This is a genomic window from Aquabacter sediminis (assembly GCF_028863665.1).
GTDB lineage: Bacteria > Pseudomonadota > Alphaproteobacteria > Rhizobiales > Xanthobacteraceae > L1I39.
Map to the genome: position 1 here is coordinate 18,712 of NZ_JARBFX010000014.1, position 18,362 is coordinate 37,073.

Sequence of the window (18,362 nt, forward strand, 5' to 3'; positions counted from 1 at the left end):
TCTAGGAGGGTTGCTCCAGCGTGGAGCGCTTCTTCCGGGCGTCCTGAAGCGTGCCGCTGATGGTGCGTCGCAGGTTGAAATAGTGGCGCAACTGGTCGTCGGCGACCCAGGTGGTGGCCACCGTGTGATCCAGTTGCTGGAGCCCGGCAATCACCACATCCACCTGACCAGCCGTGCCGGCGGCGCCCAGCTCGTCTTCCAGGTAGCGAAGCTCCCAGAAATGCAGCCAGAGCAGCCGCTGCGAGGCAAAGCTGCGATAACCGAACAGCTTCTTGAAAGCCGGCAGGGCGAGCAGGAACAGGGCCAGCAGCACCACCCAGACATTCTCCACCATGGCGGCCAGCCAGAACGGCAGGTAGCTGAAAAAGACGGGCACGCCGGTGGTGTAGAAGCGCAGGCCCACCGGGCTCAGGGGGAAGCCCTGATCCTTGTAGCGGGGGAGGGTGTCAGCGGCGGGGAAGAAGTTGTTGGTCTTCAGGTTGGTGTCCCGTGCCGCCATCAGGAAGGCCCATTGCACCGTGGGGTGCGTGTCCTTTTCCACCAGGAGGTTCACGCCCGAGGCCAGCAGCGCCACATCGGCCCGCGGACGGATCTCGGCAATGTCCAGCGCGCCGCGCGGCACGGTCACCTTCTGCAGGAAGGGCAGGCGGCGTGCATAGGCATCGGCGAGCGGGAAGTTCATCAGCTGGATCTGCGGCGCGTTCAGCAGTTTCTGAACCAGCGTGGAGCGGAAGCCGTCGACGATGAAGAGCGCGTCGATCTGGCCGGCAAGCAGGCGCTCTACCGCCTCCTCATGGGGGAGCTTCAGGAAATTGGGCCTGTCGCCCGTGCCGGGATTGTTCATCTCCATCAGCGTGGCGAAAAGCTTCTGGCTCACCGTGCCGGGCGCTCCCACGGCCACGACCTTGTCCTTGATCTCCTGGAACGGGTCGTCCGCGGCCACGGGGTCGCCCCGATAGAACAGCCACAGCGGCGCCAGCGCCACATTGCCCAGCGAGACGAGATCGGGATAGGCGGCAGGCGATCCCGCGCCCGAAATCACGAAGCTCGCATTGATGCGAGACTTGGGATCCCGCAACTCCTTCTCGATCTCGTTCAGCCCCATCCGGTTTTCGACCTGGAGGGAGAGGCCTTGGCGCTGGAAATAGGCCTGGAAGGCTTCGCCGAGCTTGTCCGTCAAGGTGTCGCGCTGGCCCGTCGCTAGGTAGGTGGCGCGCCCCGGCATCGGATTGATATAAAAGAGCACGGCGAGCGCAGCCAAGGCGAGCGCGGCTGCAACCGGCACGTAATAGATGCTGATCCGGCTCAGCGTCGAAATTTCGCGCGCCAGATCATGGCGCGCGTACATGCGGATATAGGCGAGAAGACTTTTGAACATCCTCGATCATATGAAAGAGGTTCATATACGGGTCAAGCGCCGAAAATAATTGCACGGGCAAACCAAGTATTGCTCGGGGCGGGTGGTTGTGCCTTTGCTTGGCCTGCTTCAGGTAGATTTAAAATATTGGTGTCTATTGGCCCGCTACCACCCGGCTGGCCGCAAGGAAATGGAATTTGGCGAGGAGGTATAATGAGCCCCTCGTTCCGCAATGGCCGGGTTCGCGGGGCGGCCGGTCTGGCAAATGGAAAGCGGAGAATTGTCTCTTGTCCAAGCGCGGGAAAAATGACGTGAGGCACGTCGCAGGCGGCGGTGGCTTTCACTCGCGCGCTGCAGTCTCAGGATTGGAAATATTCTAGGGAGGCTTTGGCGCCCGAAGCCTAAAGCGACTGGCCCCTGCGCGCCGCGGCAGGCGGGCGGCCTGCAGGAAGGCGATCTTGAGCGCGGCAGACAAGGCGCGATTTCAACGCCAGAGGGCGCGATCCGCTGAGATGGACGACATCCGAGCGGATCGCGCTCCCCGGAGCGCGCACCACATGGGGCATTGCCAGGCACTTGGCACTGCCTGTGCGCGCCGCAGTGCCCGAAGAGGGGCGAAGCGATTCTGCGCTTCAGATATCCAGCGTGTTGTCACGCTCCCACTGGGTCAGGTGGCGGGAATAGGCGTTCCATTCCTCGCCCTTGAGCTTGAGGTAGCCGGAAACGAAGCTCTCGCCGAGGCTGTCCTTCAGCACCTTGGAGCGATCCAGAGCGCGCATGGCATCCAGCATGTTAAGCGGCAGCTTCTTGGCGCCCTTCACCTTGTGGCCGTCCGTGTACATGTTGATGTCGAGGCGCTTGCCGGGATCGCGGCTATTGGTGATGCCGTCGAGGCCCGCCGCCAGGACGCCCGCCTGTAGCAGATAAGGGTTCGCCGCGCCATCGGCGAGGCGGAACTCGAAGCGCCCCGCATCGGGAATGCGGATCATGTGGGTGCGGTTATTGCCCGTATAGGTCACCGTATTGGGCGCCCATGTGGCGCCCGAAATGGTGCGGGGGGCGTTGATGCGCTTGTAGGAATTCACCGTGGGATTGGTGATGGCGCACAGCGCGTCCGCATTGTGGATGAGGCCGCCGATGAAATTGTAGCCGAGCGAAGAAACCCCCAGCTCGCCCTTGGGATCGGAGAAGGCGTTCTTGCCGTTGTTCCAGAGCGAGACATGCACGTGGCAGCCCGAGCCCGTCAGGTTGATGAAGGGCTTGGGCATGAAGGTGGCGCGCAGGCCATGCTTCTCGGCGATGGACTTGACCATGAACTTGAAGAAGACGTGCCGGTCGGCGGTCAGGAGGGCCGCGTCATAGTTCCAGTTCATCTCGAACTGGCCGTTGGCGTCCTCGTGGTCGTTCTGGTAGGCACCCCAGCCCAGGGTGAGCATGGCATCGCAGATTTCCTTGATGACCTCGTAGCGGCGCATCAAGGCGGACTGGTCGTAGCACGGCTTCTCGGCGCGGTCGGAGCCGTCCGAGATGGCGGTGCCGTCGGCGGAGATGAGGAAGTATTCGCACTCCACGCCGGTCTTCATCTCGTAGCCGAGGCTCGCGGCAGCGGCGAGCTGCTTCTTCAGCACCGTGCGCGGCGCCTGCGCCACCTCCGTGCCGTCCATGTAGAGATCGGAGGCGAGCCACCCGATTTCCGGCTTCCAGGGCAGCTGGATGAGGGAGGAGGCGTCCGGAACCGCGAACAGGTCGGGATCGGCCGGGCTCATGTCGAGCCAGGTGGCAAAGCCCGCAAAGCCCGCGCCGGCCTTCTGCATGTCGCCGATGGCTGATGCGGGGACGAGCTTGGCGCGCAGGCCGCCGAACAGGTCCACATAGGAAATGAGGAAATATTTGATGCCCTTCTCCTGCGCGACCTTCTCAAGGTCGGCGGAGGCGGCGATGGAGGCGCGGCCTTCGGCTTCGCGCGGCAGGTCGAACGAACGGGTCATGTGCTGTCCCCTGGAAGGTCTTCGTTTTCGTTAGGCGAGATCGCGCCGGTTGTGCCCGGCGCGATGAAAGCTGTGGTCAGAAGCCGGTGCGGCCCGGGATCCAGTTGGTGCCCGCCAGCGGCACCCCGGCCATGGCGGCGGCCTCGATGGTGAGGGACACCAGATCCTCCGGCTCCAGATTGTGCAGGTGGCTCTTGCCACAGGCGCGGGCGATGGTCTGGGCTTCCAGGGTCATCACGCCCAGATAATTGGCCAGACGCCGGCCGGCCTTGATGGGATCGAGGCGGGACCACAGCTCGGGATCCTGGGTGGTGATGCCCGCCGGGTCGCGGCCCTCGTGCCAGTCGTCATAGGCACCCGCCGTGGTGCCCAGAGCCTGGTACTCGTCCTCATATTGCGGATCATTGTCGCCCAGCGCCACCAGTGCCGCCGTGCCAATGGCCACCGCGTCGGCGCCGAGCGCCAGGGCTTTGGCCACGTCCGCGCCATTGCGGATGCCGCCGGAGACGATGAGCTGCACCTTACGATGCATTCCGAGATCCTGGAGCGCCTGCACCGCCGGGCGGATGGCGGAGAGGATCGGGATGCCCACATGCTCGATGAACACGTCCTGCGTCGCCGCCGTGCCGCCCTGCATGCCGTCCAGCACCACCACGTCGGCGCCCGACTTCACGGCGAGGGAGATGTCGTAATAGGGGCGGGAGGCGCCGACCTTCACATAGATGGGCTTTTCCCAGTCCGTGATCTCGCGCAGCTCCTCGATCTTGATTTCCAGGTCGTCCGGTCCGGTCCAGTCGGGATGGCGGCAGGCGGAGCGCTGGTCGATGCCCTTGGGCAAGGTGCGCATGGCGGCCACGCGGTCGGAGATCTTCTGGCCGAGCAGCATGCCGCCGCCGCCGGGCTTGGCGCCCTGGCCGATCACCACCTCAATGGCGTCCGCCTTGCGCAGGTCGTCCGGGTTCATGCCGTAGCGGGACGGGAGATACTGGTAGACGAGGGTGGAGGAATGGCCGCGCTCCTCAGGCGTCATGCCGCCATCGCCCGTGGTGGTGGAGGTCCCCATGGCCGAGGCGCCACGCCCCAGCGCTTCCTTGGCGGGAGCGGAGAGGGCGCCGAAGCTCATGCCGGCAATGGTCACAGGCGTCTTCAGGTGGATGGGCTTCTTGGCGAAGCGGGTGCCCAGCACCACGTCGGTGCCGCACTTCTCGCGATAGCCTTCCAGCGGATAGCGCGAGACCGAGGCGCCCAAGAACAAGAGGTCGTCGAAATGGGGCAGCTTGCGCTTGGTGCCGCCGCCGCGAATGTCATAGATGCCGGTGGCCGCGGCGCGACGGATTTCGGCCAGTGTGTGCGGATCGAAGGTGGACGAGAAGCGCGGCAGGGTGCGCGGGACATTGGTGTGGGAGGTCATCTGATCCTCACGCGAGAAAAGACGTTTGACGGGGCGCGGCGGGCGTCCTCTCCCGCAGTCGGGAGAGGGAAGAGCGCTCAGTAGGCGCCGGCATTGTCGATGTGGAAGTTGTAGAGCTGGCGGGCCGAGCCGTAGCGCTTGAACTCGGACACATCCACTGTGCCCGCGAGGCCCGCGGCGGTGAGCTTCTCGTGCAGATGCTGCTTGTGCTCGTCGCGCAGCTCCTTCTCGATGCAGTCGGCACCGAGGCTCTTCACCGAGCCGCGCACGAAGAGCTTGGCCTCATAGAGACTGTCGCCCAGCGCATCGCCCGCATCACCGAACACGATCAGCGAGCCGGCCTGGCCCATGAAGGCGCTCATATGGCCCACCGAGCCCTGGACGATGATGTCGATGCCCTTCATGGAGATGCCGCAGCGGGCCGAGGCATTGCCGTCGATGCGCAGCATGCCGCCATGGGCGGTGGCCCCCGCCGACTGACTGGCATCGCCGCGCACATGGACGAAGCCGCTCATCATGTTCTCGGCCACGCCCACCCCGGCATTGCCGTGGATGATGACGTTGGCCTGCTGGTTCATGCCGGCGCAGTAATAGCCCACATGGCCGTCCACCTCGATGGTGAGGGGCGCCTTGACGCCGGCGGCGAGGGCATGGCGGCCATTGGGATTCAGCACCCGCCAGTGCCGGGTATTGCTTTCGCCTGTGGCCTTGTGGAGCGCGGCGTTCAGTTCGCGCAGGGGGGTCTCTGCGAGGTCGAACGTGACGTCGGGATTGAAGGCGTTCATGCGGCGCGGTCCCAGAAATAGACGGTGGCGGGTTCGGGCTCGAAGACGCGGGCCTTGGAGATGCCCGGCAGATCCACGAGCGCGCGGTATTCGGAGCCGAAGGCGACATATTGGTCGGTCTCGGCCATCACGGCGGGCTTGCAGGCGATGGGGTCGCGCAGGACGCCGAAGCCGCTTTCCGTGCCCACCACGAAGGTGAAGAAGCCGTCGAGGTCGCCAAGGCCGGCTTCCAGCGCCTCGCCCAGGGACTTGCCCTGCTGCATGCGCCAGGTCAGGTAGCCGGCCGCCACTTCGCTGTCATTCTCGGTGGCGAACGAGATGCCCTCGCGGCGCAGGTTGCGGCGCAGGTCGTTGTGGTTGGACAGCGAGCCATTGTGCACCAGGCACTGGTCGGCGCCGGTGGAGAAGGGATGGGCGCCGGCGGTGGTCACCGCGCTCTCGGTGGCCATGCGGGTATGGCCGATGCCGTGGGTGCCGGCCATGCCCGGCAGGTCGAAGCGCTCGGCGACCGCACGGGGCAGGCCCACTTCCTTGAAGATTTCCATGCGCGAGCCGGTGCCCACGATAGCGACCTCGGGGTGGCGCTCGGCGAGCGCGGCACGCACCTGGCCCTCATGGGCCTTGGGCACCTCGATCACCGCATGGGTGGAGCGCACCACCAGCTTGGGCGCGCCGCTGGAGGTCAGCGAGATGGAATTGGCGAGCGCCTCGAAATCATAGCCTTCGACCGCGCGGAGGGAGAGCTTCACATGGTCCTTCTCGCCCGACCCGTAGATGGCGAAGCCGGCGCTGTCCGGCCCGCGATCCGTCATGACGCAGAGCATGGAAGAGAGCATGGCGCCGAGGTCCGGCTCCAGCTTGGGGTCCTTAAGGAAGATACCAACGATGCCACACATGGCGCACTCCGGGCCGGTCAGAAACCTTGACCAAAGTGGTACGCCGCCCAGCGCCTCCCGTCAACGATCTAGAATAAAATTTTCTTGGCAGGAAAAGATAGTGGCGAACGCTCTCAGCGGGTGTCGCGGGCGTAGACGATGACGGACAGGTAGGTCATGGGCCGGACGATGAGTTCCTCGGGGCCGTGGGCGGCGCCGGAATCGAACATCAGTGAGTCGCCGGGGCGCAGGTGATAGGTGCGGTCGGCGTGGCGATACATGACCTCGCCCGACAGCATGTAGAGGAACTCGACCCCCGCATGGCGGAAGCCCGTATAAGGCGTCGCCTCTTCCGACAGGGTGATGAGATAGGGCTCCACCACGATATCACCGCCCAGGCCGTGGCCGAGCAACTCGTACTGGTGGCCGACCTTGGTTCCCCGCCGCTCGATGATGACGCCCTGGTGCGCGCGCACGAAGGAGCAGTCGCGCCGCTCCTCGAAGGCGGAAAACAGCGTGGTGATGGGAACATTCAGCGCCTTGGCGATGGATTGCAGCGTCGCCAGGGAGGGGGAGATCTGACCGTTCTCGATCTTGGAGAGCATGCCCACCGAGATGCTGGCCGCGCCCGCAAGGTCGGAGACGGTGAGATCGAGCTGCCGGCGGATGGAGCGCACCTGCACGCCGAGGGCATGTTCCAGGGTGCTCGCGCTTGCGGCCGGTGCGTTCGATCCGGTCACATAATCGACCGCCTCGCTCTGGTCCGCGACCTTCGCCTTGCGCTCCGCCACCCCTGACCCTCCCCGGTGAAATCCCATGGGCCAGCTTGCCAGTTTCTGGAGAAGAAAAAAGCCCCTTTCGCGCCAGTCCATGCGACGAAAGGCGGATTTGGCGCGCTCAGGCGGTTTTCTCCTCTCCGGAGAGGTGGTCGAGGTGCATTCGGATGTGCGCGGCCTCGGCCGGGGTGCGCGCGAGGGCGATGGCACGCAAAAAAGCCTCCCGGGCTTCGGCCGTGCGTCCCAGCTGCTTCAGGAAGGCGCCCTTCACTCCGAAGAAATGGAAGTAGCCCGAGAGGGGGCTCGCCAGCGGCTCGATGAGGGCCAGGGCCGCTTCGGGACCCGACACCTTCGACACCGCCACGGCCCGGTTGAGGGTGATGACGGGCGAGGGTTGCATGCGTTCCAGCGCGCCATAGAGGAAGGCGATCTGGGGCCAGTCGGTCTCGGCCGGGGTGGTGGCGCGGGCATGCAGGGCGGCGATGGCCGCCTGCACCTGGTAGGCACCCGGCACCTTGTGGCGCATGGCCTTGTCCATGAGCGCCAGGCCCTCGGCGATCATGGGTTTGTTCCAAAGGGTTCGGTCCTGGTCCTCCAGCAGCACGGTGCTGCCATCGGCGGAAAAGCGGGCAGGGGCCCGGGCGTGCTGGAGCAGCATCAGGGCGGCGAGGCCCATGATTTCCGGCTCGGCGGGATAGAGGCGCAGCAGGAGACGGGCAAGGCGGATTGCCTCGTCGCACAGCGACCCGCGCCCTGCGCTTTCGGAAGGGCCGGCGGAATAGCCCTCATTGAACAAGAGATAGACCATGGCCGCCACCGCCCCGAGGCGTTCTGCCCGCTCCACGGGGCCGGGCGGCTCAAACGGGACGCCGGCCCCCGCCACCTTGCCCTTGGCGCGGGTGATGCGCTGCTCCATGGCGCTGTCCGAGACCAGGAAGGCGCGGGCGATTTGCGGCACGCTCATGCCGCACACCACCCGCAGCGCCAGCGCGATCTGCTGGGTGGCCGGAAGCTCGGGATGGCAGCAAATGAAGAGCAGCCGCAGGATGTCGTCGCGATAATCGGCCCCATCGAGCCGCTCTGCCATGCGCGCCTCGGCATCCTCGAGATCCGAGACCTCCTCCTCCGGCGGCAGCTCGGCCTGCCGGCTGCGGCGCCGCACATGGTCCAAGGCGGCATTGCGCCCCACCAGGATCAGCCAGGCGGCGGGATCACGCGGCGGGCCGTTCTTGGGCCAGTGGGAAAGCGCCCGGAGCGAGGCTTCCTGGAACGCCTCCTCGGCCAGATCCAGGTCGCGAAAATAGCGCAGGAGGGCCGCCACCGCCTGCGGCCGCGCTCCGGCGAGCGTGGAGGCGATGAAGTCCAGGTCGCTCACGCCGATGCGCCGCCAGGGTAGAAAAGCCCGATGGGCCGGATCTCATAGGAGCCGCCCGGATTGGCCTTTCCCAGCGCCCGGGCGATGTCGAGGGCTTCCTCCAGGTCCTTGCAATCGACCACATAGAAGCCGAGCAATTGCTCCTTGGTTTCTGCGAACGGTCCGTCAAGCACGAGGGGCGGGTCACGATCCTTGCGCAAGGTGGTGGCGGCGGTGGTTGGCAGGAGGCGGGCCACGGGCCCGAGCTTGCCGGCGCGGATCAATTCCTCCTGGACCACGGCGAGGCGCGCCATCACAGCGTCGTCCTCCTCCTTGGACCAGGCACAGACCACATCCTCCTGATGGTAGCAAAGGATGGCATATTGCATGGGCGTCCCTCTCCCGTGATCTGGCCGGTCACGCCGAAGGAACGCGCGGCGCGTAAGCTTGCCGACAGCCGGCCGTAATTTTTTCGGCGCCCGCCAGGACCACCCGGCTTCCGGTCACACCGGCAGGCGCAAGGTGGCGCGAAGGCCGCCCATGGGGCTGTCCGCCAGGATGATGTCGCCGCCGTGGGCGCGGGCGATGTCGCGGGCGATGGACAGGCCAAGCCCCGAGCCACCCGCATCCTGGTTGCGCGCATCGTCCAGGCGCAGGAACGGGCGGAACACCTCGTCCCGCTTCTCGGCGGGAATGCCGGGGCCGTCATCATCCACGTTGACGATCAGCCAGCGGGCATCCCGGGTGCCGGAAATCTCCAGGCTCTTGGCATAGCGCACCGCATTGCCCACCAGATTGCCGATGCAGCGGCGAAGCGAATCCGCTTTCACCTCCACCAGGGGCGGGCCCAGGAAGCTCGCCCGCGCCACCGCGCCCGAGCGCTCCGCATTGGCACGCAAATCCTCGATGAGCTGGGCCATGTCGGTGAGCGCCGACTGCTCGCCGGGATCACCGCGCGCGAAGGCGAGATAGGCTTCCAGCATGCCCTGCAACTCGTCGACGTCCTTGCGCAGCGCATCCACTTCCGGTCCCTCGGGCAGGAAGGCCAGTTCCAGGCGGAAGCGGGTGAGGATGGTGCGCATGTCGTGGGAGACGCCCGCCAGCATGGTGGTGCGCTGCTCGATCTGCCGTTCGATGCGCCGCTTCATCTCCAGGAAGGCCACCGCCGCCCGGCGCACCTCGCGCGCGCCGCGCGGGCGGAAATTCTCCACGTCGCGCCCTTTGCCGAAGGCTTCTGCCGCGTCCGCCAGCATCACGATGGGCCGGATCTGGTTGCGCAGGAACAGGATGGCAACCGCAAGCAGCACAAGCGAGGTGCCCACCATCCAGAGCAGGAAGATGTGGGAATTGGAGGCATAGGCGAGCCCGCGCGAGGCAAAGACCCGCAGCACCGCATTGGGCATCTTGATGCGCACTTCGAGCAGGTCGGAGCGGCCCACCGTGTCCATCCAGTACGGCTGCTTCAGCCGCCGGCTGAGCTCGCGCGAGAGCACGCCGTCCAGGATGGAGAAGAAGGGCCGGGCGCTGGGGGCGGGCAGGGGATCGGGCGGCAGCACGTCCACGGTGAGCTGTAGGTTCTGCCAGGCAATGCGACGCAGGACGGTGGCGTCCTTCTCCGTCGGAAAGGCTGAATAGAGCGCCACCACGGCGGCGATGTCCTGGCTGACGGCGGCGGACAGGCGGCGCGTGACCGAATTGTAGTGGCGCTCCATGAACACGAACGCCACGACCGACTGCAGCAGCACCATGGGCATGACGATGATGAGCAGCGAGCGCGGATAGAGCCCCTTGGGGGTGATGCTGTTGAACCAGGCCCCGAAGCGGCTGTTCACCGCTCCGAGCCGCGAGAGGAAACCCCGCATCCCGGAGCGGCCCGCCGCCATCATGGTCATGGCGTCACCACGAGCCGGTAACCCACCCCGCGCACCGTCTGCACATAGATGGGATTGGCGGGGTCGCGCTCCACTTTCCGGCGCAGGCGGTTCACCTGCACGTCCACCGCCCGCTCGCTCGCCGCCCCGTTGCCGGCGAGCGCGAGCCGCGGCACGGTCTCGCCCGGCTCCTCGGCCAGGATGCGCAGCATGTCGCGCTCACGCTCGGTGATGCGCACGATCTCCCCGCCCTTGGCCAGTTCTCCCCGGCCGAGATGGAAGACGAAATCGCCGAAGCGCACTTCCTCGATGGCCTTGGGCGGCGGCGGCGCGGCGCGCTTGAGAATGGAGCCCACCCGCAGCAGCAATTCGCGCGGCTCGAAGGGCTTGCCCAGATAGTCGTCCACACCGGCCTCCAGGCCGGCGATGCGGTCGGGCGTATCCGAACGGGCCGTGAGCATGAGGATGGGCACGGGATTGGTGCGGCGGATGTCGCGGGCCAGATCCAGGCCCGACTCGCCGGGCATCATCACGTCGAGGATGAGCAGGTCGAAGGTGAGCCCCTCCATGCGGCTGCGCGCATCCGCTGCCGAGGCGGCCATGGTGATGCGGTAGCCGTGCCCGGTGAGGAAGCGCGAGAGCAGCGTGCGGATGCGGCTGTCGTCGTCCACCACCAGGAGATGGGGGGCATCGTCCGGGACGGAGGCGGGGGGCAGGTCGGTGGCGGTCTCGGGGCTCATGGTGTGGCCGTCTGCGGTCGGAGAAGGGAAGGCAAGGGGTCAGGCGGAGCGACCGCGCTCGGCCCTATGGATCAGGTTTTCCACCTCGGCGCGATCTTCCGGGTCGATCATGGCGACAAGAAAGCGGCGCACCGTCTCGCGCGAGCCGGGCCCGCAAGCCTGCAATGCCTTGTGGATCCGGCGGCTTTGCACCGCCATGAAGGCCCGCGCCAAAGCCTCGCCCTTGGGGGTGGGATAGAGCAGGCGCTGGCGGCGGTCGGACGCGCCAGCCCGGCTGTCCACGAAGCCCTCGTCCACCAGTTCGCGCAGCACCCGGCCCAGCGATTGCTTGGTGATGCGCAGGATGTCGAGCAGGTCGGTGACGCGCATGCCGGGATGGCGGTTCACGAAATGGAGAACGCGATGGTGCGCGCGACCGAAGCCGAGGGGCGCCAGCGCCTCGTCGGGATCGGCGACGAAATCCCGATAAGCGAAGAAAAACAACTCGATGAGGTCCACCATGGGGGGACCTTCCGCCGGAGCGGCGGGGGAATGCGCATCTGCCAGAGGCGGCGCAATGAGAGGATTTATGTCAGCCATGTTGACTTTTTTCGATCCGATCATTACTCACACAGTCGCGGTGGCGAAAGGATCGGTCTCGAACCGAGGTTCTGGAGTTCGATCATTGCGCTCTTGCCGTCTGTGACCATATTTCAGACGGAAAGTAACCGTACCGGGCATGGCTGCAAAGTCGCGGCCGCCAGGGAGGCAAGGCCGTCTTAAAGGAACGGCCGCATAGGAGTGAAGACAATGAGTGGTGGAGAGCCTTTCGACAAACGTGACGGGTGGATCTGGTATGACGGGGCCATGGTGCCCTGGCAGGACGCCAAGGTGCACGTACTCTCCCACGGTCTTCATTATGCCAGCTGCGTGTTCGAAGGCGAGCGCGCTTATGGCGGTCGCATCTTCAAGAGCGCGGCCCATTCCGAGCGCCTGCGTCTCTCCGCCGAGATGCTGGACTTCACCCTTCCCTATTCCATTGAGGAAATCTGCGCGGCCAAGCAGCAGACCCTTGAGAAGAATGGTCTGGTGGACGCCTATGTGCGCCCCGTTGCCTGGCGCGGCAGCGAGATGATGGGCGTCTCCGCCCAGAACAACAAGATCCACCTCGCCATCGCGGTGTGGGAGTGGCCGAGCTATTTCGACCCCGAGCAGCGCCTGAAGGGCCTGCGCCTCGACCTTGCGGAGTTCCGTCGCCCCGACCCGGCGACCATCCCTTGCAAGGCGAAGGCGTCCGGCCTCTACATGATCTGCACCATCTCCAAGCACAAGGCGGAGCGCCGCGGCTACGCCGATGCGCTGATGCTGGACTATCGGGGCCTGGTGGCCGAGTGCACGGGTGCCAACATCTTCTTCGTGAAGGATGGCGTCATCCACACTCCGAAGCCCGACTGCTTCCTGGACGGCATCACCCGCCGCACCGTGATCGACCTCGCCCGCCGCCATGGCCTTGAGGTGGTCGAGCGGGCCATCAAGCCCGAGGAGCTGGCTGACTTCACCGAGTGCTTCATCACCGGCACCGCCGCCGAGGTGACGCCCGTTGGCCAGATCGCCGACTGGCACTTCGCCCCGTCGGGCATCACCCATCAGCTGATGGATGCCTACACCGCCGAGGTGCAGCCGAAGCAGGCCGCCGCCTGATCGCTGCCGCACAGGCTTTGAAATCGCGGGCGCCGGCCGGAAGGTCGGCGCCCGTTTTCTTTGGCGCGGGGGCCGGGAAAGCGGGGTTGGACCATCCCTTTCGAGGCCCGGGCGGCGGCGGCGCTGCCGCGCTTACGCAGAAAATCGCGTTGCACCGCCGAAGCCGTTGTTTTTCCGTGACGTGCGCCCTCTAATGTCCCCGGAGTGGCAATAACTTACCTTGCGTCATGGGGGCAGGATGCGTCGTCCGCTTTACAAGATCCTCTATGTGCAGGTCCTGGCGGCGGTCGCACTTGGAGTGGTGGTCGGCACCCTCTTCCCCCATCTGGGCGAGGCCATGAAGCCGCTGGGCGACGGCTTCATCAAGCTGATCAAGATGATCATCGCGCCAGTCGTGTTCTGCACCGTGGTGGTGGGCATCGCCAATATGGGCGACGTCAAGCGCGTGGGCCGGGTCGGCGGCAAGGCGCTCCTCTATTTCGAGGTGGTGTCCACCTTCGCTTTGGTGATCGGCCTCATGGTCGGCAAGGTTCTCCAGCCGGGCGCGGGCTTCAATGTGGATCCCGCCACGCTCAATGCGGCGTCGGTGACCCAGTTCGCCACTGCTGCCAAGCACACCTCCATGGTGGACTTTCTCCTCAACATCATTCCCGACACGCTGGTGGGGGCGCTGGCCAAGGGGGAGATCCTCCAGGTCCTGTTCGTCGCCATCATCACCGGCTTCGCGCTCTCCGCCCTCGGCCCGCGCGGCGAGCCCATCCTTGAAGCGATCCGCAAGGTGGAGGAACTGGTCTTTTCCATCGTGGCCATCGTCATGCGCGCGGCGCCGGTGGGCGCCTTTGGCGCCATGGCCTTCACCATCGGCGCCTATGGCCTCGCCGCCATCGGCAACCTGCTGGAATTGATTGCCACCTTCTATCTCACGGCGACTCTGTTCGTGCTGCTCGTGCTCGGCACCATCGCGCGCCTTGCCGGGTTCAGCATCTTGAAGCTCCTGCGATACATCCGCGAGGACCTCCTGATCGTGCTCGGCACCTCGTCATCGGAGAGCGCGCTGCCGAGCCTCATGCGCAAGCTGGAGGCGGCCGGCGCGTCTCGTGGGGTGGTCTCGCTGGTGGTGCCCACCGGCTATTCCTTCAATCTGGACGGCACCAACATCTACATGACCCTGGCGACGCTCTTCATCGCCCAGGCCACCAACACCCCTCTCACCTGGGGCCATGAGCTGACCATCCTGGCGGTGGCCATGCTCACCTCCAAGGGGGCAGGCGCTGTCACCGGGGGCGGTTTCATCACCCTGGCGGCGACGCTGGAAGTGGTGCCGGAAATCCCCATTGCCGGCATGGCGCTGCTGCTGGGCGTCGACCGCTTCATGTCTGAGTGCCGCTCGCTGACCAATTTCGTCGGCAATGCGGTGGCGACCTTGGTGATCGCCCGGTGGGAAGGCGAACTCGACCGGCCGCGACTGGCCCGGGTGCTGGATGGCGAGACCGACGCTCCCGCCACCGAGCCCGCCCGCGTCAACTGATCCATGGCCATGCTCCGCCACACGCTGGCGCACACCAGCGCCAGCCGGACGCCCCGCTGGCGCAGCCTGCCGGTTCTGGTGCTCATCGGTGCGGTGGCGGGTGCGCTCACGGGCGCACTGGTTCCCGGTTTCGGCGCCGCGCTCGGCCCCTTGGCCGAACTGTTCGTGCGCCTGCTGCACCTGGTGGTGGCGCCGGTGGTGTTCTGCACCTTGACGCTGGGCATTGCGGACCTGGGAGACGGACGCCGCGTAGGGCGGCTCGGCGGCGGAGCGCTGCTTTATTTCGAAGCCATGTCCACCCTGGCGCTGATTCTCGGCCTTGCGGCCGGCCTTCTGCTGCGGCCGGGGGAGGGGTTGCACATTCATGCCGCTTCCCTCGATCCGGCCTTGGTCCGTGACTTCGCCGCGCAAGCCAAGGCCACCGGGCCGGAAGCCTTCCTCCTGGGCATCATCCCCGACACGCTGGTGGGCGCGCTGACCCAGGGCAGCATGCTCCAGGTCCTGTTTGTCGCGCTGCTCAGCGGCTTCGCTTTGTCCCGCCTCGGCGAGGCGGGCGCTCCCATCTTGCGCGGGCTGCGCCATCTCCAGGACCTTGTCTTCCAGCTGGTGACCCTGGTGATGCGGGTGGCGCCGCTGGGAGCGTTCGGCGCCATGGCCCTCGTCGTGGGCAAATATGGCATCGGCGTCCTCGTGCCGTTCCTGTGGCTGGCCGCCGCCATGTATGGAACCCAGGCCCTGTTCGTTCTGGGGGTGTGTGGCGCCGTGGCCTGGGCGTCGGGCTTCAGCCTGCTGGCGCTGCTGCGGCTGCTGAAGGAGGAGCTGTTCGTGGTTCTCGGCACGGCGTGTTCGGAAAGCGCGCTGCCGGGCACCATGCGCCGGCTGGAGGAGGCGGGCCTCTCCAAGGGGGTGGTGAGCCTGGTGGTGCCGGCGGGCTATTCCTTCAACCTGGACGGCACGAACATCTATATGACGCTGGCCATCCTCTTCATCGCCCAGGCCACCGACACGGTGCTCACCACCGGCCAGATGGTCGCCCTGCTCGCCACCGCCATGCTCACCACGCGAGGCATGCCGGGCATTCCCGGCTCGGTCTTCATCGCCCTTGCCGCCACCTTCGCCATCGTGCCGGCGGTGCCGGCTGCCGGGATCGCTCTCCTGCTGGGCGTGGACCGGTTTCTGAACACCGGCCGCTCGCTGACCAATGTCATCGGCAACGCGGTGGGGGCTGTGGTGGTGGCGCGCTGGGATGGCGGCTACGAACCGGCCCGCTTCGCCGATACGCTCGGCCGCGGAAGCCGCCCATGACCGCGCCCGCAGCCGTTCCGCCCCGCAAGGGCTGGTACCGTTCGCTTTACATGCAGGTGCTCGTCGGCGCGCTGCTGGGCGCCGGCGTCGGGCTGGCGGCGCCCGCCTTTGGTGCCGCGCTGGAACCGCTGGGGCAGGCTTTCATCAAGCTGGTCCGGATGATCATCGACCCGCTGGTCTTCTGTACCTTGGTGGTGGGCATCGCCGGTAGCCGGAGCGAGGTCGCCATGGGCCGCATCGGCGGCAAGGCCCTGCTTTATTTCGAGGTCATGTCGACGCTGGCCCTGTTCATCGGGCTAGCCGTCGGCCTGCTGGTGCAGCCGGGGGCAGGATTCCAGGTGGATCCACGCACCATCGACATGGCGGAGGTGGCGCCCTACGTGGACAAAGGTGCCCAGCACACCGTGTCTGGCTTCCTCCTGGGCATCATCCCCGACACGCTGGTGGGCGCCTTCACCTCCGGCGACATGGTGCAGGTGCTGTTCGTTTCGCTGCTCACCGCCTTTGCCTTGCTGCGGCTGGGGCCGGCGGGCGAACCACTGCTGCGGGCCATGGAGAAGCTGGAGGGCTTTATCTTCGCTTTCGCGCGCCTCGTCATGCTGTCGGCCCCCCTGGGGGCGTTCGGGGCCATGGCTTTCGTGGTGGGCAAGTTCGGCTGGCACGCCATTGGCAGCCTGTTGCTGCTCATCGGCACGCTCTATCTGGCGGAGATCGCCTTCGTGGTGCTGGTGCTCGGCACCGTGGCGCGGCTGTGCGGTTTTTCCATCTTCAAGCTGCTGCGCTACATCAAGGACGAGATCCTGCTGGTGATCGGCACCTCCTGCGCCGAAAGCGCGCTGCCGGGGCTCATCCCCAAGCTGGAACAGGCGGGCGCGCGGCCGGCAGTGGTGCGCCTGGTGGTGCCCGGCGGCTATGCCTTCAATTCCGACGGCACCAACATCTATCTCACCCTCGCCATCCTCTTTATCGCGCAAGCGACGGGCACGCACCTTTCGTTCGGCCAGCTCGCCGGACTGCTTGCGGTGGCCATGCTCACCTCCAAGGGGGCGGGCGGGGTGAGCGGGTCGAGCTTCATCGCGCTCGCCGCCACCTTGAGCGTGGTGCCGGACCTGCCACTGGCGGGCATCGCCCTCATTCTCGGCATCGACCGCTTCTTGTCCGAGGCGCGCTCCACCACCAACATGATCGGCAATGCGGTGGCGACCCTGGTGGTCGCCAAGTGGGAAGGCGCCCTCGACATGGAGCGCCTCAGGGCGGCGCTGGACGGGGAGAGGCGCGCGCCCGGCCGATCGGCCGGGGTCACGCCGGCCTGACGGCCTATTTCCAGCGCGCAGCCGCCGTGTCGTCGCTGGCCTTGGCCGCCACCCAATCTCCGGCAACGCCCCGTTCTTCCTTCTTCCAGAAGGGGGCGTCGGTCTTCAGCCAGTCCATGAGGAAGGCGGCGGCGTTGAAGGCGGCCTCGCGATGGGCGGAGGCGGTCACCACGAGCACGATCTGCTCACCCGGCACGATGCGGCCAAAGCGGTGGATCACCCGCGCGCCCTGGAGCGGCCAGCGGGTTCGCGCTTCTTCCACATGACGGGCGATCTCATCTTCCGCCATGCCCGGATAGTGCTCCAGCACCAGGGCGGTCAGCGGCGCGCCGGCCGTGGCATCCGGCGGATCGGCGCGGCACAGGCCGGTGAAGGACACCACCGCACCCACCTCGCCCGTGCCGGAAAGCGCAGCGATCTCCGCCGCCACGTCGAACGGCTCGGCCTGGATGGCGACGGAAAAGGGCAGGGGCGAGGTCACGGGGTCAGCCTCCGGTCATGGGCGGGAAGAAGGCAATCTCCTGCGCCGTGCCGAGCAGCGTGTCCGGCTTCACATGCCGCCGGTCGATGGCCGCGCGGACCACGTCGGGCTTCTCGAAGGCATGGGCATGGGCTTCGTCGCGCCCCGCCAGCCAGCGGGCAAGATCCGCCACGGTGCGGACCTCCGGCGGAGGGGTGACCTCCTCCTGCGCCAGTCCCACCCGCTCGCGCAGCCAGGCAAAATAGAGGATCTTCACGCGTCATCCTCCACCAGGTGCCGGGCGCCGGCGCGGAAATAGTCATAGCCGGTATAAAGCGTCAGTACGGCCGAGACCCACAGCAGGCCCAAGCCCACATAGCTGACGCCAGGAAGAATCGCATCGCCCGCCGGCCCCGCCAGCAGGAAGCCGACCGCCACCAATTGCAGCGTCGTCTTCCACTTGGCGAGCCGCGACACGGGCACGGACACCCGCAGCTCCGCCAGGAATTCCCGCAGGCCCGAGACCAGGATCTCGCGGCACAAGATCACGACCGCCGCCCACAACGACCATCCCCTGATGGTGCCGTCGGAGGCGAGCATCAGGAGCGAGGTGGAGACCAGCAGCTTGTCGGCGATGGGGTCGAGCATGCGCCCGATGGCCGATTGCTGCGACCAGGCGCGGGCGAGATAGCCATCGAAGAAGTCGGTCACCGCCGCGGCGATGAACAGGCCCAGCGCCACCCAGCGCAGCCATTCCCCGCCATGAAAGATGTCCGACCAGAACAGGCAGGCCGCCACCATGGGCACGGCGGCGCAGCGGGCATAGGTGAGGATATTCGGCAGCGACAGGGCCAGCCGGCGCTCGTTGCGGGGCTTGGGGGTGCCAGAGGGGCGGGTTGCGGCTTCGGCCATGGCAATC

General features: G+C 66.5%; 18 protein-coding genes. 4 read left to right on the plus strand and 14 right to left on the minus strand.

Annotation, left to right across the window (positions count from 1 at the left end; translation table 11 throughout):
- Nucleotide 1 precedes the first annotated feature (1 nt).
- The 11 genes from PV781_RS21295 to PV781_RS21345 form a co-directional block, all read right to left on the minus strand.
- Nucleotides 2–1,378: a TAXI family TRAP transporter solute-binding subunit gene (locus tag PV781_RS21295; protein ID WP_274777635.1), complete on the minus strand. Its 1,377-nt coding sequence runs from the start codon at nucleotides 1,376–1,378 to the stop codon at nucleotides 2–4.
- Nucleotides 1,379–1,989: 611 nt separating this feature from the next.
- Complete coding sequence (gene glnT / locus PV781_RS21300; protein WP_274777636.1) at nucleotides 1,990–3,345, minus strand: type III glutamate--ammonia ligase; 1,356 nt, start codon at nucleotides 3,343–3,345, stop codon at nucleotides 1,990–1,992.
- A 76-nt stretch (nucleotides 3,346–3,421) separates the two neighbouring features.
- The gene (locus PV781_RS21305; RefSeq protein WP_274777637.1) at nucleotides 3,422–4,756 is read right to left on the minus strand and encodes an FMN-binding glutamate synthase family protein; all 1,335 of its coding nucleotides are present in this window, start codon (nucleotides 4,754–4,756) and stop codon (nucleotides 3,422–3,424) included.
- 77 nt (nucleotides 4,757–4,833) lie between these two features.
- On the minus strand, nucleotides 4,834–5,541 hold the full coding sequence (locus PV781_RS21310; protein ID WP_274777638.1) for a protein glxC: 708 nt from the start codon (nucleotides 5,539–5,541) through the stop codon (nucleotides 4,834–4,836).
- Nucleotides 5,538–6,437: a class II glutamine amidotransferase gene (locus tag PV781_RS21315; protein WP_274777639.1), complete on the minus strand. Its 900-nt coding sequence runs from the start codon at nucleotides 6,435–6,437 to the stop codon at nucleotides 5,538–5,540. The genes PV781_RS21310 and PV781_RS21315 overlap by 4 nt, the downstream gene beginning before the upstream one ends.
- A gap of 113 nt (nucleotides 6,438–6,550) precedes the next feature.
- Nucleotides 6,551–7,234 (minus strand): helix-turn-helix domain-containing protein, encoded by a 684-nt coding sequence (locus PV781_RS21320; protein ID WP_425532446.1) that lies wholly within the window; start codon nucleotides 7,232–7,234, stop codon nucleotides 6,551–6,553.
- 79 nt (nucleotides 7,235–7,313) lie between these two features.
- Complete coding sequence (locus tag PV781_RS21325; RefSeq protein ID WP_274777640.1) at nucleotides 7,314–8,567, minus strand: RNA polymerase sigma factor; 1,254 nt, start codon at nucleotides 8,565–8,567, stop codon at nucleotides 7,314–7,316.
- Nucleotides 8,564–8,935 carry a YciI family protein gene (locus PV781_RS21330; protein WP_274777641.1) on the minus strand — a complete coding sequence of 124 codons (372 nt, stop codon included), beginning with the start codon at nucleotides 8,933–8,935 and terminating at the stop codon, nucleotides 8,564–8,566. Before PV781_RS21330 ends, PV781_RS21325 begins: the two co-directional genes overlap by 4 nt.
- Before the next feature lie 114 nt (nucleotides 8,936–9,049).
- A complete protein-coding gene (locus PV781_RS21335; RefSeq protein ID WP_274777642.1) occupies nucleotides 9,050–10,438 on the minus strand; it encodes an ATP-binding protein in 1,389 nt (462 codons plus the stop codon).
- A complete protein-coding gene (locus PV781_RS21340; RefSeq protein WP_274777643.1) occupies nucleotides 10,435–11,157 on the minus strand; it encodes a response regulator in 723 nt (240 codons plus the stop codon). Before PV781_RS21340 ends, PV781_RS21335 begins: the two co-directional genes overlap by 4 nt.
- A 39-nt stretch (nucleotides 11,158–11,196) precedes the next feature.
- Nucleotides 11,197–11,736 carry a MarR family winged helix-turn-helix transcriptional regulator gene (locus tag PV781_RS21345; RefSeq protein WP_425532447.1) on the minus strand — a complete coding sequence of 180 codons (540 nt, stop codon included), beginning with the start codon at nucleotides 11,734–11,736 and terminating at the stop codon, nucleotides 11,197–11,199.
- Nucleotides 11,737–11,946: 210 nt separating this feature from the next.
- Between PV781_RS21345 and PV781_RS21350 the strand changes: the two genes are divergently transcribed.
- The 4 genes from PV781_RS21350 (at nucleotide 11,947) to dctA (ending at nucleotide 16,983) form a co-directional block, all read left to right on the plus strand.
- Nucleotides 11,947–12,837 carry a branched-chain amino acid aminotransferase gene (locus PV781_RS21350; protein ID WP_274777645.1) on the plus strand — a complete coding sequence of 297 codons (891 nt, stop codon included), beginning with the start codon at nucleotides 11,947–11,949 and terminating at the stop codon, nucleotides 12,835–12,837.
- Nucleotides 12,838–13,075: 238 nt separating this feature from the next.
- Nucleotides 13,076–14,365: a dicarboxylate/amino acid:cation symporter gene (locus PV781_RS21355; protein WP_274777646.1), complete on the plus strand. Its 1,290-nt coding sequence runs from the start codon at nucleotides 13,076–13,078 to the stop codon at nucleotides 14,363–14,365.
- 3 nt (nucleotides 14,366–14,368) lie between these two features.
- Complete coding sequence (locus tag PV781_RS21360; RefSeq protein WP_274777647.1) at nucleotides 14,369–15,670, plus strand: cation:dicarboxylate symporter family transporter; 1,302 nt, start codon at nucleotides 14,369–14,371, stop codon at nucleotides 15,668–15,670.
- Nucleotides 15,667–16,983 carry a C4-dicarboxylate transporter DctA gene (gene dctA / locus PV781_RS21365; protein ID WP_274777648.1) on the plus strand — a complete coding sequence of 439 codons (1,317 nt, stop codon included), beginning with the start codon at nucleotides 15,667–15,669 and terminating at the stop codon, nucleotides 16,981–16,983. Before PV781_RS21360 ends, dctA begins: the two co-directional genes overlap by 4 nt.
- Before the next feature lie 4 nt (nucleotides 16,984–16,987).
- On the opposite strand, the gene PV781_RS21370 is transcribed toward dctA, so the two are convergent.
- Genes PV781_RS21370 through pgsA form a run of 3 tightly spaced genes read right to left on the minus strand, consistent with a single transcriptional unit; the run spans nucleotide 16,988 to nucleotide 18,355 of the window.
- A complete protein-coding gene (locus PV781_RS21370; RefSeq protein WP_274777649.1) occupies nucleotides 16,988–17,464 on the minus strand; it encodes a molybdenum cofactor biosynthesis protein MoaE in 477 nt (158 codons plus the stop codon).
- A 4-nt stretch (nucleotides 17,465–17,468) separates the two neighbouring features.
- Entirely contained in the window at nucleotides 17,469–17,720 is a 252-nt protein-coding gene (moaD, locus tag PV781_RS21375; RefSeq protein ID WP_274777650.1) for a molybdopterin converting factor subunit 1, read from the minus strand.
- Entirely contained in the window at nucleotides 17,717–18,355 is a 639-nt protein-coding gene (pgsA, locus tag PV781_RS21380; protein WP_274777651.1) for a CDP-diacylglycerol--glycerol-3-phosphate 3-phosphatidyltransferase, read from the minus strand. The genes moaD and pgsA overlap by 4 nt, the downstream gene beginning before the upstream one ends.
- Between the last annotated feature and the right edge of the window lie 7 nt (nucleotides 18,356–18,362).